The sequence below is a fragment of the Anaerosinus sp. genome (genome assembly GCF_965318445.1).
Window position 1 is genome coordinate 147,547 of record NZ_CBDNNH010000003.1, and the last position, 20,502, is coordinate 168,048.

General features: G+C 44.1%; 22 protein-coding genes. 20 read left to right on the forward strand and 2 right to left on the reverse strand.

Translation table 11 applies throughout. From position 1 onward, the window contains the following. Window positions 1–7: 7 nt before the first annotated feature. Window positions 8–490 (reverse strand): helix-turn-helix domain-containing protein, encoded by a 483-nt coding sequence (locus ACWZFG_RS02770; RefSeq protein WP_455577004.1) that lies wholly within the window; start codon window positions 488–490, stop codon window positions 8–10. Between the two features lie 216 nt (window positions 491–706). Beyond that, on the reverse strand, window positions 707–1,732 hold the full coding sequence (locus ACWZFG_RS02775; protein WP_455577005.1) for an IS6 family transposase: 1,026 nt from the start codon (window positions 1,730–1,732) through the stop codon (window positions 707–709). A gap of 118 nt (window positions 1,733–1,850) precedes the next feature. Between ACWZFG_RS02775 and ACWZFG_RS02780 the strand changes: the two genes are divergently transcribed. The 20 genes from ACWZFG_RS02780 (at window position 1,851) to ACWZFG_RS02875 (ending at window position 20,434) form a co-directional block, all read left to right on the forward strand. Then, window positions 1,851–3,752: an ImmA/IrrE family metallo-endopeptidase gene (locus ACWZFG_RS02780; RefSeq protein WP_455577006.1), complete on the forward strand. Its 1,902-nt coding sequence runs from the start codon at window positions 1,851–1,853 to the stop codon at window positions 3,750–3,752. Between the two features lie 304 nt (window positions 3,753–4,056). Continuing rightward, entirely contained in the window at window positions 4,057–4,380 is a 324-nt protein-coding gene (locus tag ACWZFG_RS02785; RefSeq protein ID WP_455577007.1) for an HTH domain-containing protein, read from the forward strand. Window positions 4,381–4,420: 40 nt separating this feature from the next. Beyond that, window positions 4,421–4,816 (forward strand): DUF7768 domain-containing protein, encoded by a 396-nt coding sequence (locus ACWZFG_RS02790; protein ID WP_455577008.1) that lies wholly within the window; start codon window positions 4,421–4,423, stop codon window positions 4,814–4,816. 14 nt (window positions 4,817–4,830) lie between these two features. Next, window positions 4,831–5,124, forward strand: a complete 294-nt coding sequence (locus ACWZFG_RS02795; RefSeq protein WP_455577009.1) for a hypothetical protein — start codon at window positions 4,831–4,833, stop codon at window positions 5,122–5,124. After that, window positions 5,124–6,251 (forward strand): DUF2800 domain-containing protein, encoded by a 1,128-nt coding sequence (locus ACWZFG_RS02800; protein WP_455577010.1) that lies wholly within the window; start codon window positions 5,124–5,126, stop codon window positions 6,249–6,251. Before ACWZFG_RS02795 ends, ACWZFG_RS02800 begins: the two co-directional genes overlap by 1 nt. Window positions 6,252–6,253: 2 nt before the next feature. Then, the gene (locus ACWZFG_RS02805; RefSeq protein ID WP_188128254.1) at window positions 6,254–6,796 is read left to right on the forward strand and encodes a DUF2815 family protein; all 543 of its coding nucleotides are present in this window, start codon (window positions 6,254–6,256) and stop codon (window positions 6,794–6,796) included. A 56-nt stretch (window positions 6,797–6,852) separates the two neighbouring features. Next, entirely contained in the window at window positions 6,853–8,787 is a 1,935-nt protein-coding gene (locus ACWZFG_RS02810) for a DNA polymerase (RefSeq protein WP_149734495.1), read from the forward strand. Between the two features lie 14 nt (window positions 8,788–8,801). Further along, window positions 8,802–9,584 (forward strand): phage antirepressor, encoded by a 783-nt coding sequence (locus ACWZFG_RS02815; RefSeq protein ID WP_455577011.1) that lies wholly within the window; start codon window positions 8,802–8,804, stop codon window positions 9,582–9,584. Window positions 9,585–9,598: 14 nt separating this feature from the next. After that, window positions 9,599–10,009: a hypothetical protein gene (locus tag ACWZFG_RS02820; RefSeq protein WP_455577012.1), complete on the forward strand. Its 411-nt coding sequence runs from the start codon at window positions 9,599–9,601 to the stop codon at window positions 10,007–10,009. After that, window positions 10,006–12,393 carry a VapE domain-containing protein gene (locus tag ACWZFG_RS02825; protein WP_455577013.1) on the forward strand — a complete coding sequence of 796 codons (2,388 nt, stop codon included), beginning with the start codon at window positions 10,006–10,008 and terminating at the stop codon, window positions 12,391–12,393. The genes ACWZFG_RS02820 and ACWZFG_RS02825 overlap by 4 nt, the downstream gene beginning before the upstream one ends. Before the next feature lie 217 nt (window positions 12,394–12,610). Then, on the forward strand, window positions 12,611–12,910 hold the full coding sequence (locus tag ACWZFG_RS02830) for a VRR-NUC domain-containing protein (protein WP_455577014.1): 300 nt from the start codon (window positions 12,611–12,613) through the stop codon (window positions 12,908–12,910). Continuing rightward, on the forward strand, window positions 12,891–14,237 hold the full coding sequence (locus tag ACWZFG_RS02835) for an SNF2-related protein (protein ID WP_455577015.1): 1,347 nt from the start codon (window positions 12,891–12,893) through the stop codon (window positions 14,235–14,237). Before ACWZFG_RS02830 ends, ACWZFG_RS02835 begins: the two co-directional genes overlap by 20 nt. Then, on the forward strand, window positions 14,234–14,725 hold the full coding sequence (locus ACWZFG_RS02840; RefSeq protein ID WP_455577016.1) for a hypothetical protein: 492 nt from the start codon (window positions 14,234–14,236) through the stop codon (window positions 14,723–14,725). Before ACWZFG_RS02835 ends, ACWZFG_RS02840 begins: the two co-directional genes overlap by 4 nt. A 10-nt stretch (window positions 14,726–14,735) precedes the next feature. Then, a complete protein-coding gene (locus ACWZFG_RS02845) occupies window positions 14,736–15,101 on the forward strand; it encodes a type II toxin-antitoxin system PemK/MazF family toxin (protein WP_455577017.1) in 366 nt (121 codons plus the stop codon). A gap of 117 nt (window positions 15,102–15,218) precedes the next feature. Continuing rightward, the gene (locus ACWZFG_RS02850; RefSeq protein ID WP_455577018.1) at window positions 15,219–15,938 is read left to right on the forward strand and encodes a hypothetical protein; all 720 of its coding nucleotides are present in this window, start codon (window positions 15,219–15,221) and stop codon (window positions 15,936–15,938) included. A gap of 278 nt (window positions 15,939–16,216) precedes the next feature. Next, a complete protein-coding gene (locus ACWZFG_RS02855) occupies window positions 16,217–16,486 on the forward strand; it encodes an HNH endonuclease (RefSeq protein WP_455577036.1) in 270 nt (89 codons plus the stop codon). A gap of 273 nt (window positions 16,487–16,759) precedes the next feature. Next, the gene (locus ACWZFG_RS02860) at window positions 16,760–17,233 is read left to right on the forward strand and encodes an RNA polymerase subunit sigma-70 (protein ID WP_455577019.1); all 474 of its coding nucleotides are present in this window, start codon (window positions 16,760–16,762) and stop codon (window positions 17,231–17,233) included. A gap of 1 nt (window position 17,234) precedes the next feature. Continuing rightward, complete coding sequence (locus ACWZFG_RS02865; RefSeq protein WP_455577020.1) at window positions 17,235–18,500, forward strand: site-specific DNA-methyltransferase; 1,266 nt, start codon at window positions 17,235–17,237, stop codon at window positions 18,498–18,500. 47 nt (window positions 18,501–18,547) lie between these two features. Then, complete coding sequence (dcm, locus tag ACWZFG_RS02870) at window positions 18,548–19,906, forward strand: DNA (cytosine-5-)-methyltransferase (protein ID WP_455577021.1); 1,359 nt, start codon at window positions 18,548–18,550, stop codon at window positions 19,904–19,906. Between the two features lie 306 nt (window positions 19,907–20,212). After that, window positions 20,213–20,434 (forward strand): DUF4314 domain-containing protein, encoded by a 222-nt coding sequence (locus ACWZFG_RS02875; protein WP_455577022.1) that lies wholly within the window; start codon window positions 20,213–20,215, stop codon window positions 20,432–20,434. The last annotated feature ends 68 nt before the right edge of the window (window positions 20,435–20,502 follow it).

Genomic DNA, 20,502 nt, shown 5'->3' on the forward strand with positions numbered 1-20,502 from the left:
CTCCCTTTCATTCAATTAATTGTGATGGTTTTACTTCTAAAAAACGCGATATAGTTTCTAAAGATTTTAAAGACGGTGTTTTGCTGTTACTATTTTTAAAGTATGAGTAATAGGTGTGCTCAGAGAAAACTCCGTCAAAATAAGCAACAAAGTCTGATGCGGTCTTTATGTCATATTTGTTTAAGTACTTACGTAAATTTATGCAAAATTGCACATTAGATAAATTCTCTATTCCACCAATAAACCCATAGCTATTAAAATCTATTTGGCGACCAATTAAGTCTTTTGAGTAAATTTGCATTTTATTCGCAATTTTATCTAAAACAGCAAGAGACGGAGTTCTTTGGAAATTAAGCCATGATACCAATCGATTATAATTAATGGAAAGAAAGTCTGCTAGTTCTCTAACAGTTAAAAACCCTTTGTAAGATATATAATTATTTAAATTAGAAACAAAAAACTGCATAGATAACATTTGTTTTATTTCCACTATTATCCTCCCAATGTTATGACTTTATGATATAATAATAACACAGTTGAAATGTGATATTAGTACCAAAAGTGTATTAGTTGTGGTATTAGTACTAAAAGTGAAAATTACATTTGTTACTAATTTCTAACGTGTATAATTCGGATATTTTTAAAGGCTCTGTTAAGTAAAAATGAAAAAATAGCTAATGTTTCCGTAGAAAATCATAAAATTATATTAGCTTGCTAAAGTAAATAAATTTTTCATATCTGGCTTGTAGTTAGCTCCAGCAACTTGAGCAGGTGTTAGTTGATTTAGTCCGGTATGAGGGCGAATGAAATTAAAAAAGAAAACAAATACAGAAATAGTAGCATTAGCAGAGTCGAAGGAATGAAAGCCACGCTTCGTCTTGTACCAAGCCTTGAATCGGTTGTTAAAAGCTTCAATCAGGTTATTGCTAATATCATCTTTAAAGGTTTCAACACGAATGTGTTTTGCATTGGAGAAATAACATTTAGTAGGAACCTTATAGGCACTGTAACGGTCACTAACAATGGCTTTGGGATTTCCTAAGTGAGAAACATGCTGAAATAGAGCATGTGCTTGTGGAGAAGAACGATGTGGAGAAAGATGAAATCCAAGAACAAAACGGGTTTCGCTATCAATGATGAACCAGATATAGTATTTCTTGCCTGCGATCTTAATAACTGTTTCGTCAGCATGCCACTCATCAGAGTTAAAATCCATAGTAGGAATGAGTTTTAATGAAATATTATCAAAAATTGGAGCAAATTTTTTGCACCATTCAGCAACAGTAACATGAGAAAGTTTGATGTTGTAGAGTTGATAAAGCATAAGTGATATATTGCGAGTAGAGCTTTTGCCTATGAAAAAAAGAGTTAATACAGTGATGATTAAATGGATTGGATGGCGCATACGTTTTAAATCAGATTTGCCGAAAAGTTTAGAGATAGATGGTGGCAAAGCTTCCGTTGCTCTGATAAAAAATGAATGATTGCATTTTTTATCAGAGCAACGGAAGTTGGAATAGTCTCGATAATCGTGATGCAAGAATGAAGCTTTTCCACACATAGGGCAAGGAGGATATTTTTCACCTCTGGTTTTTGGAAGAGTATCTGGGGCAAATTGATATTTACAGGTAAGGTAACGATATTTTTGATGGCCGAAATTATCTTTGCCAAACTTATGGAAATGGTGATTATTGTTGCATTTAGGGCATACAATCGGTATAATTTTCTGCATGAGGCATCGTCCTTTCGATTGGTTTGTTTTCTAGCAGAAACATTATACCATTGAAAGGTTCGGTGCTTCAATTTTCATTTAAGTTAACAAAACGCTCTGGCCAAAAGGGGGGAGGTTTATGGCAAAGCTTAATTCATTCAGAGATGTCATTGAAGATATGTTCTATGATGACATCTTTAATGAGTTATCGGCATATATAGAAGATAACCCAGATAAAATAGACAGCAATTCACACCGAATTGGAAGTCCGGATGATGCAACCTTGTCTGATTTCCAGGTCAAGCTTGTTGATATAACCGATTCCCTAGGTAACGAAATTCTCTTTGACGTGGTAGTATCCGCAGAAATCGAGATCGCAGAAACAGTAAAGAGAAATCGTGAAACCGATGGCATAGAGCAATGGTTTAGAATTTCCTGTTCTGCAGAGTTAGAGGATGGATTTCAGAATTTTAAAATATTCGGCATTTATGTTTATAATAAGTACCGGAATAATAAAAAGAATCATTTATCTGAGTACCTAGTACCTATCATCTATAAGGAACAACTGGATGATGTAGCAGAAGAATTCCTAGCAAAATATTATCCTGAAGCATTGAAGAAACCCATGGCAGTACAAACTCGCGAAGTCGCAAAGAGAATGGGGCTTAATGTTCAGGAGGTACATATAACAAAGACTTGCTCTGTTTTCGGGCAGACATACTTCTCAGATTGCGAGATTCAATATTATGACCGTGAATCAAGAGTGTACAAGCCTTTAGCTATAAAAAGAGGAACAATCCTTGTAGACCCTGACGTGTACTTTATGCGCAATGTGGGATCGATGAATAATACCATCATTCATGAATGTGTTCATTGGGCTTTGCACAAAAAGTTTTTTGAACTTGAGAAATTATATAATGAAGAAGCCAGAGTTATTAGTTGCCAGGTTCAGGAAGGCATAAGACCGGAAAGTAAAAGGTCTCCGTTAGATTGGATGGAATGGCATGCCAATTCATTAGCACCTCGAATACTGATGCCAGCAAAACAAGCACGGCAAAAAGTAGAGGAACTAATAGCTAAAAATAAGCGGGTGCTGCAGAACAACAACATCACTGACATTATGGAATCTGTGGTTTTTGAACTATCAGATTTCTTCGAGGTATCAAGGCAGGCTGCAAAAATTCGAATGATAGACTTCGGTTACACTGAGGTTATTGGAGTTTTAACATATATCGATGACCACTATATTTCGAATTATGCTTTTGAAAAAGCAGCTCTGAAACATAATCAGACCTTTACCATCGGGATGCAGGATGCATTATTTGAATACGCAACGAATGATGATTTCAAGAAATTGCTGGATTCCGGTAAATATGTTTATGTTGATGCTCATTTTTGTATTAATGATTCCAAGTATATCCGCCAGAATGTAAACGGGTATGCTGAGCTTACGGATTATGCAAGTCAGCACATCGATGAATGTTGTCTTATATTTGATCTCAAGGCCCGAAAGAATAATAACTACGGAGTCTCCTACTACACTGAATGTGTACTTTTTAAAAATGCTGTCTCAGACACAATAGTAGAAGCCAAATACAGTAATTCCGACCAGAACCAGTTAACCGAAGCCAGAGCTGAAGAATTAAAGAGAATCAATTATGAAGTAAGACAGATAACGAACGTCCTGCGCAACCTTCCTGCCACATTTTCAGGAACTCTTATAGCTCATATGGATCGATTGGATTATACTGTAGAATTCTTGGAAGAGAAGTCATTGATAAATAATAAGACCATACAGCGCATGAGAAACGACGATAGAAAACAACATAAGCTACCAACAGTTGTAGCTGTCTGTATAGGTCTGCAACTAAACCCTGTTTTAAGCGCTGATCTTATAAAGAAAGCCGGTCATACCTTCAGAATTGATGAGGAACATATAATATACCAGATGCTTCTGAATTCGTATTACCAGAACTCAATCTATGAATGTAATGAGATTTTAAGGGCAAATAACTGTAAGCCACTGAGCAAAGAAGAATAATAATCAAATAATTTCTAACACGACCGGACATTTTTTGTCCGGTTATTTTTCTGGAATTTCAAGGCTCCTTATAAACTGCGATATAAATTGCAGCTTGTAGGGGGCCTTTTTTACGTTAAAAACGGACTTTTCATGTCCGGGGCAAACCCGCGTTAGAACAGTAATATTAAGCCATGAGTTGGCCAACTCGTGGCATTTTTCTTTTTCTAAGTTTCGCTAAAAAGTTTTTCTAAATAGGAAAAGAGCCTGCCTATTTAACTTTTAGTATTAAGCCACAGAGCAAGGGAAGGAGGTGAAGAAAGCGATGGGACCTAACGAGAGACGCCAGGAAATCATGGAAACACTCTGCCACAGACGGCAGGAGACGATGGCAAATCTGGCGTTTGAGTTTGGAGTCAGTGTCCGGACCATTAGAAATGATATCGACTGCCTGTCGCTTTCTTACCCTCTGGAAACTATACGTGGGCGATATGGCGGCGGTGTCCGGGTTATGGATGGGTTCTACATGAACCGTAAGTATCTGAAACCAGAACAGAAGGAATTGCTGGAACGGCTCGGCGCGCAGCTGTCTGGCAAAGACCTCGCCATAATGAACAGTATTTTCAACGACTTTGCTCTGAACAAATAGCACGGGTAACACCCCTGAATTCGAAAGGATGGTGAATGCAATGAAGAAGGTTTTTGTATGTAGTCCCTACCGTGGAGACATCGAGAAGAACACCAAGAAGGCCGCGTATGCTGCCAAGATCATATGCGGCTGCGGTTACGTGCCGGTGGTACCGCACCTATATTTTCCGCAGTTCCTGGACGAGAATGACCAGCACGAGAGAATACAAGGAATTGAACTTGGCATCGAGTTGATGAAGGACTGTGATCTGATATGGCTTCTCGGTCCGGAAATAACAGCAGGAATGGAATACGAACTTGAAGCTGCCAGGGAAATCCGCATCCCAGTGAGGATGTACGATGAGCAGCTCAGACAGATAAACCCTAAAACCCTGATCCTTGATGAGCGTGTGGATGACCATTTCCGAAGTGTTGTCAAAGGTCTGAAATTTGAATGAAAGGATGAATTGCTATGAGTGAAATTTATTTAACTTTGGCTGACGGGTTCGAGAAACTTGCTGCCGGATATCGCACCTTGGCGGCCTGTTCTGCTGAGGGACAAGCCATAGAACAGCCTCCTGTAGCTGAACAAAAACAGGAAATCAAAATAAGCATTGAGGATGTTCGCGCCGTTCTTGCTGAGAAAAGCAAGGTAGGCAAAACCCGCGAGGTCAAGGCTCTGCTGATGAAATACGATGCAGGAAAGCTCTCCGGTGTGAAGCCGGAGGATTATGAGTCTCTTCTCAAAGAAGCCGAGGTGCTTTAATGAGCGGACATGCAAGATTTTCTCCTTCATCGGCAAATCGCCGTTTGAATTGTCCTCCGTCTTTGGTGCTTGAGGAGCAGTTCGCAGAAGAAGAGTCCCAATATGCAGCAGAGGGTTCTGCCGGCCATGCGCTGGCAGAGCATCTCATCAGAAAGCACCTTAAACAAAGAAGTAGACGACCCGTCTCCGATTATTACTCGGACGAGCTGCTCGAAGCCGTGGATGAATATGTCTCTTTTGTCATAGGCGAGATCGAGGAAGCCAAGCGCATCTGCAGCTGCCCGGTATTCACTGTTGAACAGCGGGTTGATGCTTCAGAGTATGTGGATGAGTGTTTCGGCACAGCGGATATGGTGATTGTCACGGACAAGGTGGTACACATAATTGACCTAAAGCTTGGCAAGGGGGTCCCGGTCTATGCGGAAGAGAATCCGCAGCTGATGATCTACGGACTTGGAATCCTCGGCATGGCAGAAATGCTCTATGATGTGGAAACTGTCCGGCTTACCATCTTTCAGCCTCGCTTAAACAATTCAAGCACCTGGGATATTGCTCCGGATACTTTGAAGGCATGGGGTGAGGAAGTACTAAAACCCAGAGGCGCCATGGCACTGATGGGAGCAGGTGAATTCAATGCAGGCAGCTGGTGCCGTTTCTGCAAGGCGAGAAACCAGTGCAGGGCAAGGGCTGAAGAGTTCCTTGCCATAGCAAAGATGGAGTTTCGTCAGCCTGCTCTGCTCTCTGATGATGAGATTGCAGAGGTGCTGAAAGTATCCGATGAACTGGCGAAATGGTCAGCTGATGTCTATGCCTTTGCTCAGGACCAGGCTATCGTCCACGGCAAAGAATGGAATGGATTCAAACTGGTAGAAGGTCGAAGCAACCGGAAATACACAAGTGAGAACGAGGTGGCAGAGGCCGCAACGACCGCCGGCTACACAGATATCTATAAACGTTCACTGGTGACTATCACAGAGATGGAGCGACTTATGGGCAAACAGGAGTTTACCCGTATTCTCGGACGCCTGGTGTACAAGCCTCAAGGCAAGATCACATTGGTGCCGGTTTCAGATAAAAGAGAAGCAATCAATAAAACTACCGCTGCGGCGGAATTTCAGGAGGTTTAATTATGAACAAGAATACATCTGCAACTAAGGTTATCGTACCTTGCCGTTTTTCCTATCTTCACTGCTGGGAGCCAGACTCCGTAAATGGTGGTGATCCGAAATACAGCGTTTCGGCTATCGTGCCTAAAAGTGATACCAAGACTGTCGAAGCCATAAAGGCAGCTATTGAACAGGCCAAGAAGGACTCTGCATCTAAGTGGGGAGGTAAGATTCCCGCCAATCTCAAGACTCCGCTTCGCGATGGCGATATCGACCGCCCCGAGGACGAAGCCTACAAAGGCTGCTATTTTTTCAATGCCAACAGCCGTCAGGCTCCACAGGTGGTGGACGGAAAAGTACAGCCAATCCTTGATCAGAGCGAAGTTTACTCCGGCTGTTACGGTCGTGTCAGCGTAACCTTCTATGGCTACAACTCCAACGGCAACCGCGGCGTTGCGGCGGGCCTTGGCAACATCCAGAAGCTCAAGGACGGTGAGGCACTCGGAGGACGCTCAAGGGCAACCGATGATTTTGGAACTGCGGAAGATGAGGATTTCCTCGGCTAAGAACTAATGTGGGGCGGTGGGCAACTGCTGCCCTTTACATACAAGGAGAGGATGAAATGTATTTATCAATAGATATTGAGACTTATTCAGATGTGGATCTGACGAAATGCGGCGTTTATGCCTATGTAGACAGTCCCAACTTTACAGTGCTGCTATTCGCTTACGCATTTGATGATGAAGAAACTAAGATAGTGGATCTGGCTTGCGGGGAGAAGCTTCCTGCAGAAGTCCTTGAAGCACTAACCGATGGAAGCGTTATAAAGACAGCTTTCAATGCAGCATTCGAAAGAACCTGTCTTTCAAGATACCTGAACACACCTCTATCTCCGGCTTCCTGGCAGTGTACGGCGGTGCAGTCGGCGATGCTTGCACTGCCACTGTCTCTTGACGGTGTGGGCGAGGTTTTGGATATTAGGCGAAAAAAGCTCAAGGAAGGCACCGACCTGGTCAGATACTTCTCCATTCCATGCAAGCCGACCAAGACAAACGAAGGAAGAACCAGAAACCTGCCGGAACACTCGCCTGAAAAATGGGAGCTTTTCAAAACCTACTGCATCAGGGATGTGGATGCGGAGCGGGAGATAAGGTGGAAACTCAGGAATTTTCAGATTCCCGAAAGCGAGATGGAACTTTATAGGCTCGACCAGGAAATCAATGATAGAGGCATCATGGTTGACCGTGATCTTGTATCTCATGCCGTTGAGTGTGATCTTCAGTACAAAGATATGGTGACTGCACAGGCTTATGAATTGACTGGGCTTAACAACCCTAACTCTGTCACCCAAATCAAAGAATGGCTTATGGACAGAGGTGTCGAGGTGGAGAGCCTTGATAAAAAATCGGTCAAGGGCCTCATTCCAGAAACGGATGGAGAGGTGCTGGAGGTTCTGAAGCTGCGGCTGTTGATGGCAAAGACCTCGATCAAGAAATATGAAGCCATTGAGCGCTCCGTCTGCTCGGATGGGCGGGTCCACGGTCTGCTCCAGTTTTATGGGGCGAATCGGACAGGACGTTGGGCAGGAAGGCTTGTCCAGGTTCAGAACCTGCCACAGAACCATCTGGCGGATTTGGCTCTTGCCAGAAGCCTTATAAAACAAGGCCGGTATGAGGATGTGGATTTGCTATTTGACTCCGTTCCAGGTGTGTTGTCGGAACTAATCCGAACTGCCTTTGTGCCAAAGCCTGGTACCCGGTTTATCGTAGCGGACTTTTCTGCAATTGAAGCAAGAGTGCTCGCATGGTTCTCTGGTGAGAAATGGCGTCTTGATGTATTTGCCAGCCACGGAAAGATCTATGAGGCATCGGCATCCGCCATGTTCGGTGTTCCTATTGAGGAAATAACAAAAGGCAGCCCGTTTAGGCAGAAGGGCAAGATTGCGGAACTGGCTTTGGGCTATGGCGGATCTGTCGGAGCTTTGACTTCAATGGGAGCTTTGGACATGGGGCTGACTGAAGAAGAACTGCCCATACTGGTCAATCAGTGGAGAAGCGCGAATCCCCACATTACAAAGTTCTGGTGGGATGTAGATGCAGCTGCCACTTCGGCTGTACGTGAAAAGAAGGAAATGGTCGTCGGCAAGGTGTGCTTTTCCTACAAGTCCGGCATCCTGTTCATCACACTGCCCTCCGGCAGAAAGCTCTCCTATATCAAGCCGAGACTCGATACCAACAAGTTTGGCCGTGAAGGCCTGACTTATGAGGGGATTGGCGAAAGCAAGAAGTGGCTGAGGATCGAAACCTATGGCCCAAAACTGGTCGAGAACATCGTGCAGGCAACAAGCCGCGACCTTTTGGCACTCGCCATGCTCAGGCTTCGCAACAGCGGATTTGAAATTGTGATGCACATTCACGATGAAGCTGTGCTGGAGGTTTCAGAAGGATATTCAAGCGTTGAAGATATATGCAGGATAATGTCGGTTGCTCCGGAATGGGCAACAGGATTGCCGCTTAGAGCGGACGGTTACGAATGTGATTTTTATAAAAAAGATTAGGAGGATTAAGGATTATGAATAATATTAAGATTTTCAAAAATATCGAGTTTGGTGAAATTAGAACACTGGAACAGGACGGCAAGCCACTATTCTGCGGTAGCGATGTGGCAAAGGCGTTAGGCTATGCCAAGCCACAGAATGCTATCGATGCACATTGTAGGTATGCCCTAAAACGAGGCATACCGCACCCACAATCGCCTGAGAAAACAATTGAAATGCTCTTTATTCCTGAGGGTGACCTTTATCGGTTGATTGTTAACAGTAAATTGCCATCCGCAGAAAAGTTTGAACGCTGGGTTTTTGATGATGTTCTCCCAACTGTTAGAAAGCACGGTCTTTATGCCAAAGAGGAACTACTGAATGATCCGGACCTCTTTATATCCGCCCTTCAGGAATTGAAGGCAGAAAAAGAGAGAATCAAACTTCTGGAGCTTGAGAATGCGCAAAGCAGACAGATCATTTGTGAACTGCAGCCGAAAGCCAGCTACTACGATTTGATTTTACAGAATAAGAGTGTTATCCCTGTCAGCCAGATTGCGAAAGATTACGGAATGTCCGGAAAGGCCTTCAATAAAATGCTTCACGATCTGGGCGTTCAGTACAAGCAGTGTAACACATGGCTCTTATATCAGTGTTACGCAGACCAAGGCTACACCCAGTCAAAAACATATGCGATTGATGCTGAAAGAAGTGCAATGCATACCTACTGGACGCAGAAGGGCAGATTGTTCCTTTATGACTTGCTTAAAAATGAATGCGGTCTGTTGCCGGTCATTGAACGCAGGCTAAGTGCATAGGGAGGTGTTTGGCTTTGGGAATCAGCAAATACAATGCCGAAGGCTATTATGATCCAACCGCATACGAAGGCATCCGCCAGGCAGACGCAAATGCCAGAAAACTAAAGATTAATTATCCCGCAGGATATATGGAGCTGAACCTTGATTGCTTTTTTCCATGTCCTCTGGACAAAGCTAGGAAGGTCTTTGCACTGATACACAGATATTCATTGGAAGCGGATAAGGACAGACTACTTGCTTTCCTTCATGGTTTGGAGAGTAGATATTTTGCCCAGATGCAGAAGTGTGCCGATAAGGCAACATCCTATCCGGCGAAATCAGAGGAGTGTCGCGAGTACACCTCAAGGTTTAAGGAAGCAAGGCGGCTCCGTCAGCGAACCGCAAGAAATATAGAACTCTTTACCGCAGGGAGGGAAAGCAATTGAAAATAAGGCTTTGTACGGGCAATTCCCGTATGGACAAACGCTGGAATCTGACGGAGATGGAACTGGACGATTTCCGTGACCGCATATCAACTACGCACAGAACCGCCGAGACGGTGGAGCAGTACAAGAAACTCAGCAAGGCCAAGCAGGATGAGATCAAGGACGTGGGAGGCTTCGTACTCGGAACGCTGAAAGGCGGCAGACGAAAAAAAGACTGTGTCCTGACCCGCTCCGGGTTATGCCTGGATATGGATTACGCACTGCCAGATACCATCGAACAGATCGAGATGTTCTTTTCCTTCAAGTGCTATTTCTACGCCACCCATAAGCACACGCCGGAGAAGCCGCGCCTCCGCCTTATTATCCCACTTGCCCGAGAGGTATCGCCTGATGAGTACGCTGCGGTAGCGAGAAAGATAGCGGAGGAAATCGGTATTGAGCTCTTTGACGATACCACCTACGAACCGAGCAGGCTGATGTATTGGCCGTCTACCTCCGCTGACGGGGAGTTCGTGTTCCATGAGATAGACGGCGCTCTTCTCGACCCAGATGCAGTCCTTGCCAAATATAAGGATTGGCACAATTCAGCTGAATGGCCTGTTTCTAAACGACAGCAGACTGTGGTGCAGCGTGAGGTCAAGAAACAGGCTGACCCGCTGGAAAAGCCCGGAATGGTCGGAGCGTTCTGTCGCACATACTCTGTGACGGATGCCATTGATATGTTCCTTACTGATGTGTACCGAAAGAGTGCAATGACCGGTCGCTACGATTATATCCCCGCGGACTCCCAGGCGGGTGTGGTCATCTATGAAGATAAATACGCATACAGCCACCATGCTACAGACCCTGCTTGCGGGCATCTCATGAACGCCTTTGATGTGGTGCGAATCCATAAGTTCGGTGGTCTGGATGCCAGAGCGGACGAGGACACAGAGCCCTCCAAGCTGCCATCCTTCAAAGCCATGCAAGAATTTGTCGTTGATGACGAAAAGGTGAAGCTACGCCTTGCCAAAGAGCGCGAGAGTCAGGCTATGGCAGAGTTTGATGGAGTTGATGAAGAAAACTGGCAGACCTTTATAGAGCTGGACAAACAGGGGAGGGTTAAAGATACCCTGACTAATATTGCTAATATTATCCGCTATGACAGCAACCTCAAACCCATCGTATACAACGAGTTCAAAAGTATGCTTGATGTGATTGGAGAATTGCCGTGGAGCCAAGTGCGCCCCGGTTGGGGTGATGCCGACCTTGCCTGCGCAAAAGTGTACTTTGAGAGGGTGTACGGGATCTGGTCACCTACTAAATTTAAGGACGCGCTACTAGCGGTTTCATCTGCAGAACGCACCTACCATCCAATTAAGGAATACTTGGCAACACTCAGCTGGGACGGCGAGGAACGTATCGACACGCTGCTCATTGACTACCTCGGCGCGGACGATACCGCCTTCGTCAGAGCCGTTACCAGAAAGACACTTTGTGCCGCTGTTGCCCGTGTATATGAGCCCGGCATCAAGTACGACTCCATCCTTGTTCTTAATGGTCCGCAGGGAGTTGGCAAGTCCACACTCTTTGCTCTTCTTGGACGGCAGTGGTATTCGGACAGTCTGTCCATTTCGGATATGAAGGACAAGACCGCTGCAGAGAAGCTGCAGGGCTATTGGATTCTTGAGCTTGGGGAGCTGGCGGGCATCAAGAAGGTGGATGTGGAGACAGTCAAATCTTTCATCAGCCGGACAGACGATAAATTCCGTCAGTCCTATGGCGTCAATGTGGAAAGCCATCCAAGAACCAACATCATCGTGGGGTCAACAAATGCTGAGAGTGGCTTCCTCCGTGACATCACAGGAAACAGACGCTTCTGGCCTGTTCATGTTACGGGCAACGGGAAATATAATGCGTGGGATTTAACCGAGGTCGACCAGGTTTGGGCTGAAGCTATTGTGAAGTATCGTGCCGGAGAAGAATTGTTCCTTAAAGGCGAAGTGGCAGCTCAAGCTTATGTTGCTCAGCAACAGGCAATGGAGTCCGATGACCGTGAGGGTATTATAACTGATTACCTTGATCATCTGCTTCCGGAGAACTGGGATGGCATGGATCTTTATCAGAGAAGGAGCTTTCTGGGCGGTAGCGAGTTTGATGGTGCAGCTACAGCAGGGACTATCATCCGCGACAAGGTCTGCGTGATGGAAATCTGGTGTGAATGCTTCGGCAAAGAGCGCCAGAACCTTAAACGCACCGACTCTTATGAAATCGAAGGCATTTTGACTCGTATCGGGGGGTGGCAAAAACTGACCTCCAACAAAACCGGAAAGACTTATTACCCCCTTTATGGACCCCAGAAGACCTTTGTCAGAGAAAAGCAAGGCATGAAATCGGAGAGTTAGGCACATGCCTGTCGTTCCGTGAAAAGCATCGGCACGTAGAAAGGCACAGCCGAAAACGGTAGTAAAACAAGTTGGTTTGCAGGGCTTGTGCCTATCGTGCCTATAAAAAACCATAATGAGCAATAAAAATATATTAAATATAGGAAATAGGCACGTGTATGTATGTGTACGCGCGTATAGAAGTTTTTAGCTTAGGCACGAAACATAGGCACAAGTGATGAAAGGAGATGGTCTTTTGCGAGAAAGTTTAATAGAGAGAAAATTGGTCATCGAAGTAAAAAAGCGTGGTGGGCTTGCTGTCAAATTTGTATCCCCCGGTCTCGATGGGGTGCCCGACCGCCTTGTCCTTTTCCCGGGTGGCAAGCTGGCTTTCGTGGAATTGAAAGCTACCGGAAAAACCATGCGGCCATTGCAGGAGAAACGGGCAAGGCAGCTGACCGCTTTGGGGTTTCAGGTCTACTGCGTGGACAATAAAGAAAAGATTGGAGGTGTGCTTGATGAAATACAAACCGCATAATTATCAGGAATATGCTAAGGAGTTCATACTGGCGCACCCAGTCTGCTGTCTAATGCTAGACATGGGACTTGGCAAGACGATCATTACCTTATCGGCATTATGGTTGCTTGCTTTGGATAATTTCGACATCGGAAAAATTCTCGTAATTGCTCCTAAGCGAGTGGCTGAGGATACCTGGCCGAAGGAGCTGGCAAAGTGGGAGCATCTAACGGGACTGACATACTCTTTAGTTCTTGGCAGCCAGAAACAAAGAGAAGCTGCGCTTAACAAACCTGCCTTTGTCTATATCATAAACCGGGAGAATGTATCATGGCTTATTGAAAAGGGCCGGTGGGATTTTGATACCGTTGTGATCGATGAACTTTCCAGTTTCAAATCCAATAAGGCACAAAGGTTTAAGGCTCTGAAAAAAGTCCGCTCAAAAGTTCAGAGGGTCATTGGGTTAACAGGCACTCCAGCACCGAACTCGCTTCTTGACTTATGGCCGCAGATGTATCTGCTTGATATGGGCCAGCGGCTCGGACGGTTTATCGGAGGATACCGCGACAGGTTCTTCAAGCCGGATAAGCGAAACCGTGAAATTATATATTCATATAAACCACGAGATGGAGCAGAAGAAGCTATCTATGAACTGATTTCCGATATATGCATTTCCATGAAAGCTGTAGACTTCCTCGATATGCCGGAAAAAATCAGCAACCGTATTGAAGTTTCAATGGACAAGAAAGAGCAGCAGCTTTACGAAAGTTTCCAGAGGGACATGGTTCTGTCAATCAAGGGAGAGGAAATTGATGCAATCAATGCAGCTGGGCTTTCCAACAAGCTTCTTCAAATGGCAAACGGTGCAGTCTACGGAGAGGAAAAGAAAGTCCTACGCATCCACGACAGGAAGCTGGAGGCACTGGAGGATTTGGTTGAAGCCGCCAACGGCAAACCCCTTCTAGTGGTTTACTGGTACAAGCACGATCTTGCCCGTATCCGTGAGCGGTTTGATGTGAGAACAATTGATACCTCAAAGGATATCGATGACTGGAATGCTGGGAAGATACCAGTGGCGCTGATCCATCCTGCTTCTGCAGGACATGGGCTTAATCTTCAGGAAGGCGGCTCTACAGTAGTATGGTTTGGACTTACATGGTCTTTGGAATTGTATCAGCAATTGAACGCAAGACTATGGCGGCAGGGTCAGAAAAACACCGTGGTTATTCAACACATCATCACCCGTGGCACACATGACGAGGATGTGATGAGGGCGCTGGAAGCAAAGGATATGAGGCAGTCTGCGCTTATTGAAGCAGTCAAAGCCAGGATTGGAGGTGCAGTATGAGCGAAAGGATAGAAAAAATAATGCAGGAATATCAGCAGATGGTGATGGAGCGAACTTGTCTTGAAAACCAGATATTGAATTTTAAAGGCATCACTGAAACAGAGATGATTGACTCTATGTACTTTTCCCATCCAGAGGGTGAGCGTGTTCAGACAAGCGGTGTTTCAGAAAAGACAGCAACCATCGCCATGACATATAGAAACAAGATGGAGCGAATCAACCTTGATTGGCGGGAGCATTTGGAAAAGAAGCATTCGATGCTTGCAGAGGAATTAATCTTTTTCGAAACAGCTGTTCTTTCCTTGAGTGGCATTCTCCCGGACTTCATTTCTGATATGGTCATCGAAGGGCTGACATGGGATGATCTAGCCGACAAGTACCATGTCAGCCGGACGATGGTGGCAAAGTACCGAAAGAAGGCAATTCGGGAATTGCAAATCTTATATGCCATCCACGACAAAGAAATAGCAGAATACATTTTGAGTTGAGGTGAATGTGATGTGTAAAAGAGGAGATATTTATTTCGTTGATTTCGGCAAGAACATAGATACGCGAAAACAGTGTGGAGTCCGTCCTGTGATTGTAGTAAGCAATAATAGAGCCAATGCCTATTCTCCGGTTATCACCGTTGTGCCTCTAACTTCAAAAATACACAAGAAGCGATTTCTTCCAACCCATGTGTATATTCCAGTAACAGCCGGGTGTGGATTGAGTCGTGGAAGCCTAGCTCTTGCTGAGCAGGTGGAAGCAGTAGACAAAGATCGCCTTCTTGAAAAGAAGGGCTACATAAGCAGCGATGTCATAATGGAGAAAATCACAAAGGCGATACAGATACAGATCGGAGCGTACGAAGAATATAACTGATTGAATTTTAGCATTAAAAGATTTTTTGTTTTACCATTGACACTCTAACGGTAGCATGGTACATTTATCTCAAGATAAGTATACCGGATATATGGTACAAAAATATGGAGGTGTAATATGGGAAGACAAAATTATATGACGATTACCGTAGCGGACACAATTCAGGATATGTTTAACGAGTTTGTGACAATCAAGGGGATTACAAAAACGGCAGCACTTAATGATGTGGTAGAAATGTATATGCTGGCTAAAGACGAAGAATTGTATTTGAACCTCAAAAAAAAATACTTAAATGTTGAGGGGATGAAGAACATGATTGCTGATCGAGATAGTAAGATTGATGATTCAATACCAGAGTACTTGTTTATGAAGCTGGGAATATCCGCAACAAATGAAGGCGATGAACTTGATGGAGAAGAAACAGTTAGGGTTTATATGAACGATGAAAAGATCAGAGGCTTTACTTGGTTTTCTACACAGTCTTTGTTTTATGGGATGAGTCAGGATCGAGTGAAATATTACAACAATCAGATTGCGGCTGGGAAAAAGGTGAAAATCCTTTTTGCAGTCAACAACGAAAATTTCGATAATGACATCGCATTTAGCGCTGATGTTGTTGAAGTGTTTTCTGCTAAGCTTCCGGTGGAATGTCCTGAAGAAAGACTTCCGGTTGAATTTGATGGTGAAAAGGCGCGCATTTGGATTAAACTTGTTAACATTCAAGATGAAACAAAAATTAATGCGAGCATGATGCAAATAACAAGTACTGGAAGAGATTTAAAACAAACAATTTCAAATTCTCAATATCATTTTGGATACGTATCATTTAAAGAATAAGGTTATATTCTGCTGAATGGTTTACTGAAGGTGTACTAAAGGTGTACTGCTTTTTCATTTCGACCGCGCTATACTTATAATTGCCAGGAAAGCATACAGAGTCTGGGTTCTCCCCCAGTCTCTTTTTCTTTGGCCGGATGCGTCTTTCATCCTTTCACGCATCCGTACATAAGAAGGGAGAAATAATTATGCCGAAACGTCCTAACACCCCGTGCAAGCATCCCTGCTGTGCAAGACTTATTCCTTATGGTTCGCAGTACTGTGAGGAACACGCACCGATGCATCGTCAAGATGCGAAAGGCACAAAGGAAAAAGGATATAATAGTCGCTGGCGTGCGGTAAGAGCAAGGTTCTTAAAAGCACATCCATTGTGCGCAAAGTGCCTTGAGAACGGGCGACTTGAGAAAGCCACGGTGGTGGATCACATTGTTCCCCATCGAGGCGACCGCAAACTATTCTGGGATGAAAGCAACTGGCAACCATTGTGCAAATCATGCCACGATACCAAAACAATGACCGAGGACCGGTACCAGGAATTCAAGTACTAACCCCCAGGGGCGGTCTGAATCTCTGTGAGCCGCCAACGCCAAGACCGCCGCCCCCCTTCGCGTGAAAAATCGCAGAATTAGCAAGGGGGGATACCTAAGGCTAGATTCTTTTGCTCCTCAACATTAAATTATCGCGAAAGTATGGCGCTTGGAAGGGTTTCTAAGTAATATTACTTTTGCTAAAATATTAGTAAAAAAGCTGTAAAACAATTGTTTAAATGCAACGTTTTGCAGCTTTTTTATATTCAAATTACGCAGAAAGGATGTGAAACAATGACAGACATTCAATCAAAACAGATACGTGAGTTTCGCATGAAGGGTGTAGGCTATAAATCCATTGCTTCTGTTCTGGGGCTGTCTAGAGATAGTGTGAGAAACTACTGCAAAAGCCACGGATTAGATGGTTATGCTACAGAAGTAGCAGCAAATATACAGGAACAAACTCAAATGGAAATTACATGCCCACGCTGTGGACAAGTAATAGAGCAACCAAATATAGGCCGAAAGCGAAAATTTTGCACAGAAGCATGCAGGCGCGAATGGTGGGCTGATCATCCAGAGGATTCGAAGAAAAGTAAAACGGCTTTTTATGAAAAGTATTGTATATACTGCGGGAAGCAATTTACGGCATATGGAAATAAAAATAGAAGATATTGTCGTCATGAATGTTATGTTCATGATCGATTCTGGCGGGAGGAAGAAGGTAGAGAACCCTATGTAGTTCCCGAGAAAAGTGAGGAGATATAGCATGAGTGAAATGACATGGCAATTGTTGCCGATAGAAGTTCTTCGCCCGGCGGCATATAATCCGCGCAAAAAGTTGAAAGCAGGAGATAAGGAATACGCGAAGATTAAAAATTCTATTTTGGAATTTGGCTATGTAGAGCCTATTATTGTGAATTATGATATGACGGTTATCGGTGGTCACCAACGCCTGACCGTACTGAAAGACCTTGGCTACGAAAAAGTGCAGTGTGTGGTAGTCGATATTAAAGACGAAAATAAAGTCAAGGCGCTCAATATTGCGCTTAATAAAATTACAGGTGCTTGGAATGAAGAGCTTCTTGCTGACTTGATTCTGGATTTGCAGACTGCTAATTTTAATACGGACTTCACAGGATTTGAAGCGCCGGAAATTGAGCAACTTTTTTCAAAGGTCCACAACAAGGAAATCAAGGAAGACGATTTCGATGTGGATGCAGCTTTAAAGAAGCCGACCATTTCACAAAAAGGAGACATATGGCTACTCGGCAAACATCGACTTATTTGCGGTGATGCTATTTTACCAGAGACGTATACAGCGCTTATGAATGGTATTAAAGCTAATTTAGTCGTAACCGACCCGCCATACAATGTTAACGTCGAGGAAACTGCTGGGAAAATTCAAAACGACAATATGCCAGATGCAGATTTTTATAAATTCCTATTTGCAGCATTCGTCAATATGGAGCAGAACCTGGAAAGCGATGCTTCTATTTATGTATTTCATGCAGATACGCAGGGAATTAACTTTCGCAAGGCTTTTGCTGATGCAGGTTTTTATCTTTCGGGATGCTGTATTTGGAAGAAGAACTCACTGGTGTTTGGACGCTCGCCCTATCAATGGCAACATGAGCCGTGCTTGTTTGGATGGAAGAAGGCTGGTAGACATCAGTGGTACTCGGATCGTAAGCAAACCACCGTATGGGAGTATGATCGTCCAACTTCGTCGAAACAACATCCGACCATGAAGCCTGTGGCTTTAATGGCTTACCCTATTCAAAATTCCAGTATGAGCAATTGTATCGTTCTTGATCCTTTTTTAGGAAGTGGCTCTACTTTGATAGCTTGTGAACAAACAGGACGAATTTGCTATGGGGTTGAACTGGAAGGAAAATTTGCGGATGTGATAGTTAATAGATTTATTGAAGTTAATGGAGACTCATCTGGTGTATTTTTACTGCGTAAGGGGATGCGATTTTCCTATGAGGATGTTAAGAAAGCAGTAGAACATAAAACTGAAGAAATTGAGTGAGGCATGGAATGTTCTGTGCCTTTTGTTTTTAAAGGGGGCGGAACATGATGGCTGATGTAAGGCAGTTGACGTTCATTGATTTTTTTTCCGGTATTGGCGGTTTTCGCCGAGGGCTAGAATTAGCGGGAATGAAGTGTATAGGATTTTGCGAAAATGATAAATTTGCGGTACGGTCTTACCGTGCTATGTATGATACGGAAGGAGAATGGTATGGAGGCGATATTACAAAACTCCAATCAGATGACATTCCTCAAGCAGATATATGGACAGCGGGAAGTCCTTGTCAAAACTTGTCTATTGCAGGGGGAAGAAGCGGGCTTCACGGTGACAGAAGCGGATTATTTTTTAACTTCGTTGACCTCCTCAAAGGCAAAGCGGAAGAAGATAAACCCGAGTGGATTATCCTCGAAAATGTTAAAGGTCTTTTATCAAGCAATGCCGGATGGGATTTCCTCGAATATATCTGTGAACTGGCCGAAGTTGGGTACGATATCGAGTGGCAGGTTTTCAACTCTAAAGATTACGGAGTCGCCCAAAATCGGGAACGGGTGTATACTATCGGACATCTTAGAAGTAGAGGTAGACGAGAAGTATTACCTATCGGCGCAGAAAGCTGTGGAAATCTTAAGCGGATTATAGATGGTTGCCAGGGGTATCGCGTGTATGATCCATCTGGTATTTCTAGCGCTCTGATCAGTAGTGCGGGAGGGGTTGGCGCAAAAACAGGGTTGTATCTTATTGATCAGTCGATTAAAGCTCCAAAGATAACAGAAGAAGCTCGGTGTATCACAGCTAGATATACGGCTGGTGTAACCAATCGCACGGCTATGAATAGTGCTGTTCTTGAAGTGAATGAAGAGTTTGGGGCAACTTATAATCAAGCGTATCCCGTTATTACTCCAGACAGGACGGAGAAGCGCCAGAATGGTCGCAGGATAAAAGGCGCTGATGAGCCGATGTTTACTTTGACAGGCCAAGATCGGCATGGTGTCATGATTGAAGTTCAGCAAAATCATGAAGAAACATGCGAAGCGGACTCAGAGCCTGCTATCGCTGGTATTCCTTTGCGCAATGCTACAAAGCTAGGGTATCAGACGACATATCCTGGCGATTCGGTAGACCTTTCTTATCCATCGTCAGAAACTCGCCGTGCTAGGGTTGGACACGGCTTTGCGCATACTCTTTCCTGTTCGTGTGCGACAGGTGTGGTGGTTTGGAATGGTAAGTTAGTACGAATACGTCGACTAACGCCAAAAGAGTGTTTTCGATTGCAAGGATTTAGCGATGAACTGTTTGAAAAAGCAGCTAAGGTGAATTCGGATGCACAGCTATATAAACAAGCAGGAAACGGTGTGACAGTAACAGTGGTATACGCTATTGGCAAAACCATTGCACAGATAACCTAAATTATTGATAAATTCTTGACTTATATGCTACTTAGAGTGATGTATGTAATAAAGCCTAGGCAAGTTATCAAAAATCATTACTAAAAGGAGTGATAGGATAAACTGCATTTCGAACTATGAAAAAAATTACGACAGGCATTTGAAGTAATTAATTATAGGAACACTCTTTTGTCGGTTTAACCGCCTTTAGGTAGTAGAAGGCAATAATGCCTTCGTATGAAAGGGTGGATGAAAGGATTAAAACAAAGCTCTATAAGAATATTTTGCAAAAGGCTTTTGTAGTCAGCAAAGCCAAGGAGGATGGAGATGTTTGTTAAGAAAGAAATTGTCGAACAACTGCGTAGGAAGTACCCTGTTGGTACGAGAGTGGAATTGATTCGCATGAACGATGAACAGGCGCCGCCAATTGGAACTTATGGCACGGTAAATGGTGTCGATGATATGGGGAGTATTATGGTTGCTTGGGACAGTGGCGGCAGGCTTAGTGTGGTCTATGGTGAGGACATGTGTCGGAAACTTGAAAAGTAATATATTTGAACAGAACCAATCGAAAAAAGACTTCTTCGGAGGTCTTTTTTCTTTGCAAGCCAAGAGAA

Excerpts from the sequence above, each read along its gene's own strand:
- ACWZFG_RS02775 (WP_455577005.1), bottom strand. The coding sequence starts at position 1,732 with ATGCAGAAAATTATACCGATTGTATGCCCTAAATGCAACAATAATCAC.
- ACWZFG_RS02780 (WP_455577006.1), top strand. The coding sequence starts at position 1,851 with ATGGCAAAGCTTAATTCATTCAGAGATGTCATTGAAGATATGTTCTAT.
- ACWZFG_RS02785 (WP_455577007.1), top strand. The coding sequence starts at position 4,057 with ATGGGACCTAACGAGAGACGCCAGGAAATCATGGAAACACTCTGCCAC.
- ACWZFG_RS02790 (WP_455577008.1), top strand. The coding sequence starts at position 4,421 with ATGAAGAAGGTTTTTGTATGTAGTCCCTACCGTGGAGACATCGAGAAG.
- ACWZFG_RS02795 (WP_455577009.1), top strand. The coding sequence starts at position 4,831 with ATGAGTGAAATTTATTTAACTTTGGCTGACGGGTTCGAGAAACTTGCT.
- ACWZFG_RS02800 (WP_455577010.1), top strand. The coding sequence starts at position 5,124 with ATGAGCGGACATGCAAGATTTTCTCCTTCATCGGCAAATCGCCGTTTG.
- ACWZFG_RS02805 (WP_188128254.1), top strand. The coding sequence starts at position 6,254 with ATGAACAAGAATACATCTGCAACTAAGGTTATCGTACCTTGCCGTTTT.
- ACWZFG_RS02810 (WP_149734495.1), top strand. The coding sequence starts at position 6,853 with ATGTATTTATCAATAGATATTGAGACTTATTCAGATGTGGATCTGACG.
- ACWZFG_RS02815 (WP_455577011.1), top strand. The coding sequence starts at position 8,802 with ATGAATAATATTAAGATTTTCAAAAATATCGAGTTTGGTGAAATTAGA.
- ACWZFG_RS02830 (WP_455577014.1), top strand. The coding sequence starts at position 12,611 with ATGAAAGGAGATGGTCTTTTGCGAGAAAGTTTAATAGAGAGAAAATTG.
- ACWZFG_RS02835 (WP_455577015.1), top strand. The coding sequence starts at position 12,891 with ATGAAATACAAACCGCATAATTATCAGGAATATGCTAAGGAGTTCATA.
- ACWZFG_RS02840 (WP_455577016.1), top strand. The coding sequence starts at position 14,234 with ATGAGCGAAAGGATAGAAAAAATAATGCAGGAATATCAGCAGATGGTG.
- ACWZFG_RS02845 (WP_455577017.1), top strand. The coding sequence starts at position 14,736 with ATGTGTAAAAGAGGAGATATTTATTTCGTTGATTTCGGCAAGAACATA.
- ACWZFG_RS02850 (WP_455577018.1), top strand. The coding sequence starts at position 15,219 with ATGGGAAGACAAAATTATATGACGATTACCGTAGCGGACACAATTCAG.
- ACWZFG_RS02855 (WP_455577036.1), top strand. The coding sequence starts at position 16,217 with ATGCATCGTCAAGATGCGAAAGGCACAAAGGAAAAAGGATATAATAGT.
- ACWZFG_RS02860 (WP_455577019.1), top strand. The coding sequence starts at position 16,760 with ATGACAGACATTCAATCAAAACAGATACGTGAGTTTCGCATGAAGGGT.
- ACWZFG_RS02865 (WP_455577020.1), top strand. The coding sequence starts at position 17,235 with ATGAGTGAAATGACATGGCAATTGTTGCCGATAGAAGTTCTTCGCCCG.
- dcm (WP_455577021.1), top strand. The coding sequence starts at position 18,548 with ATGGCTGATGTAAGGCAGTTGACGTTCATTGATTTTTTTTCCGGTATT.
- ACWZFG_RS02875 (WP_455577022.1), top strand. The coding sequence starts at position 20,213 with ATGTTTGTTAAGAAAGAAATTGTCGAACAACTGCGTAGGAAGTACCCT.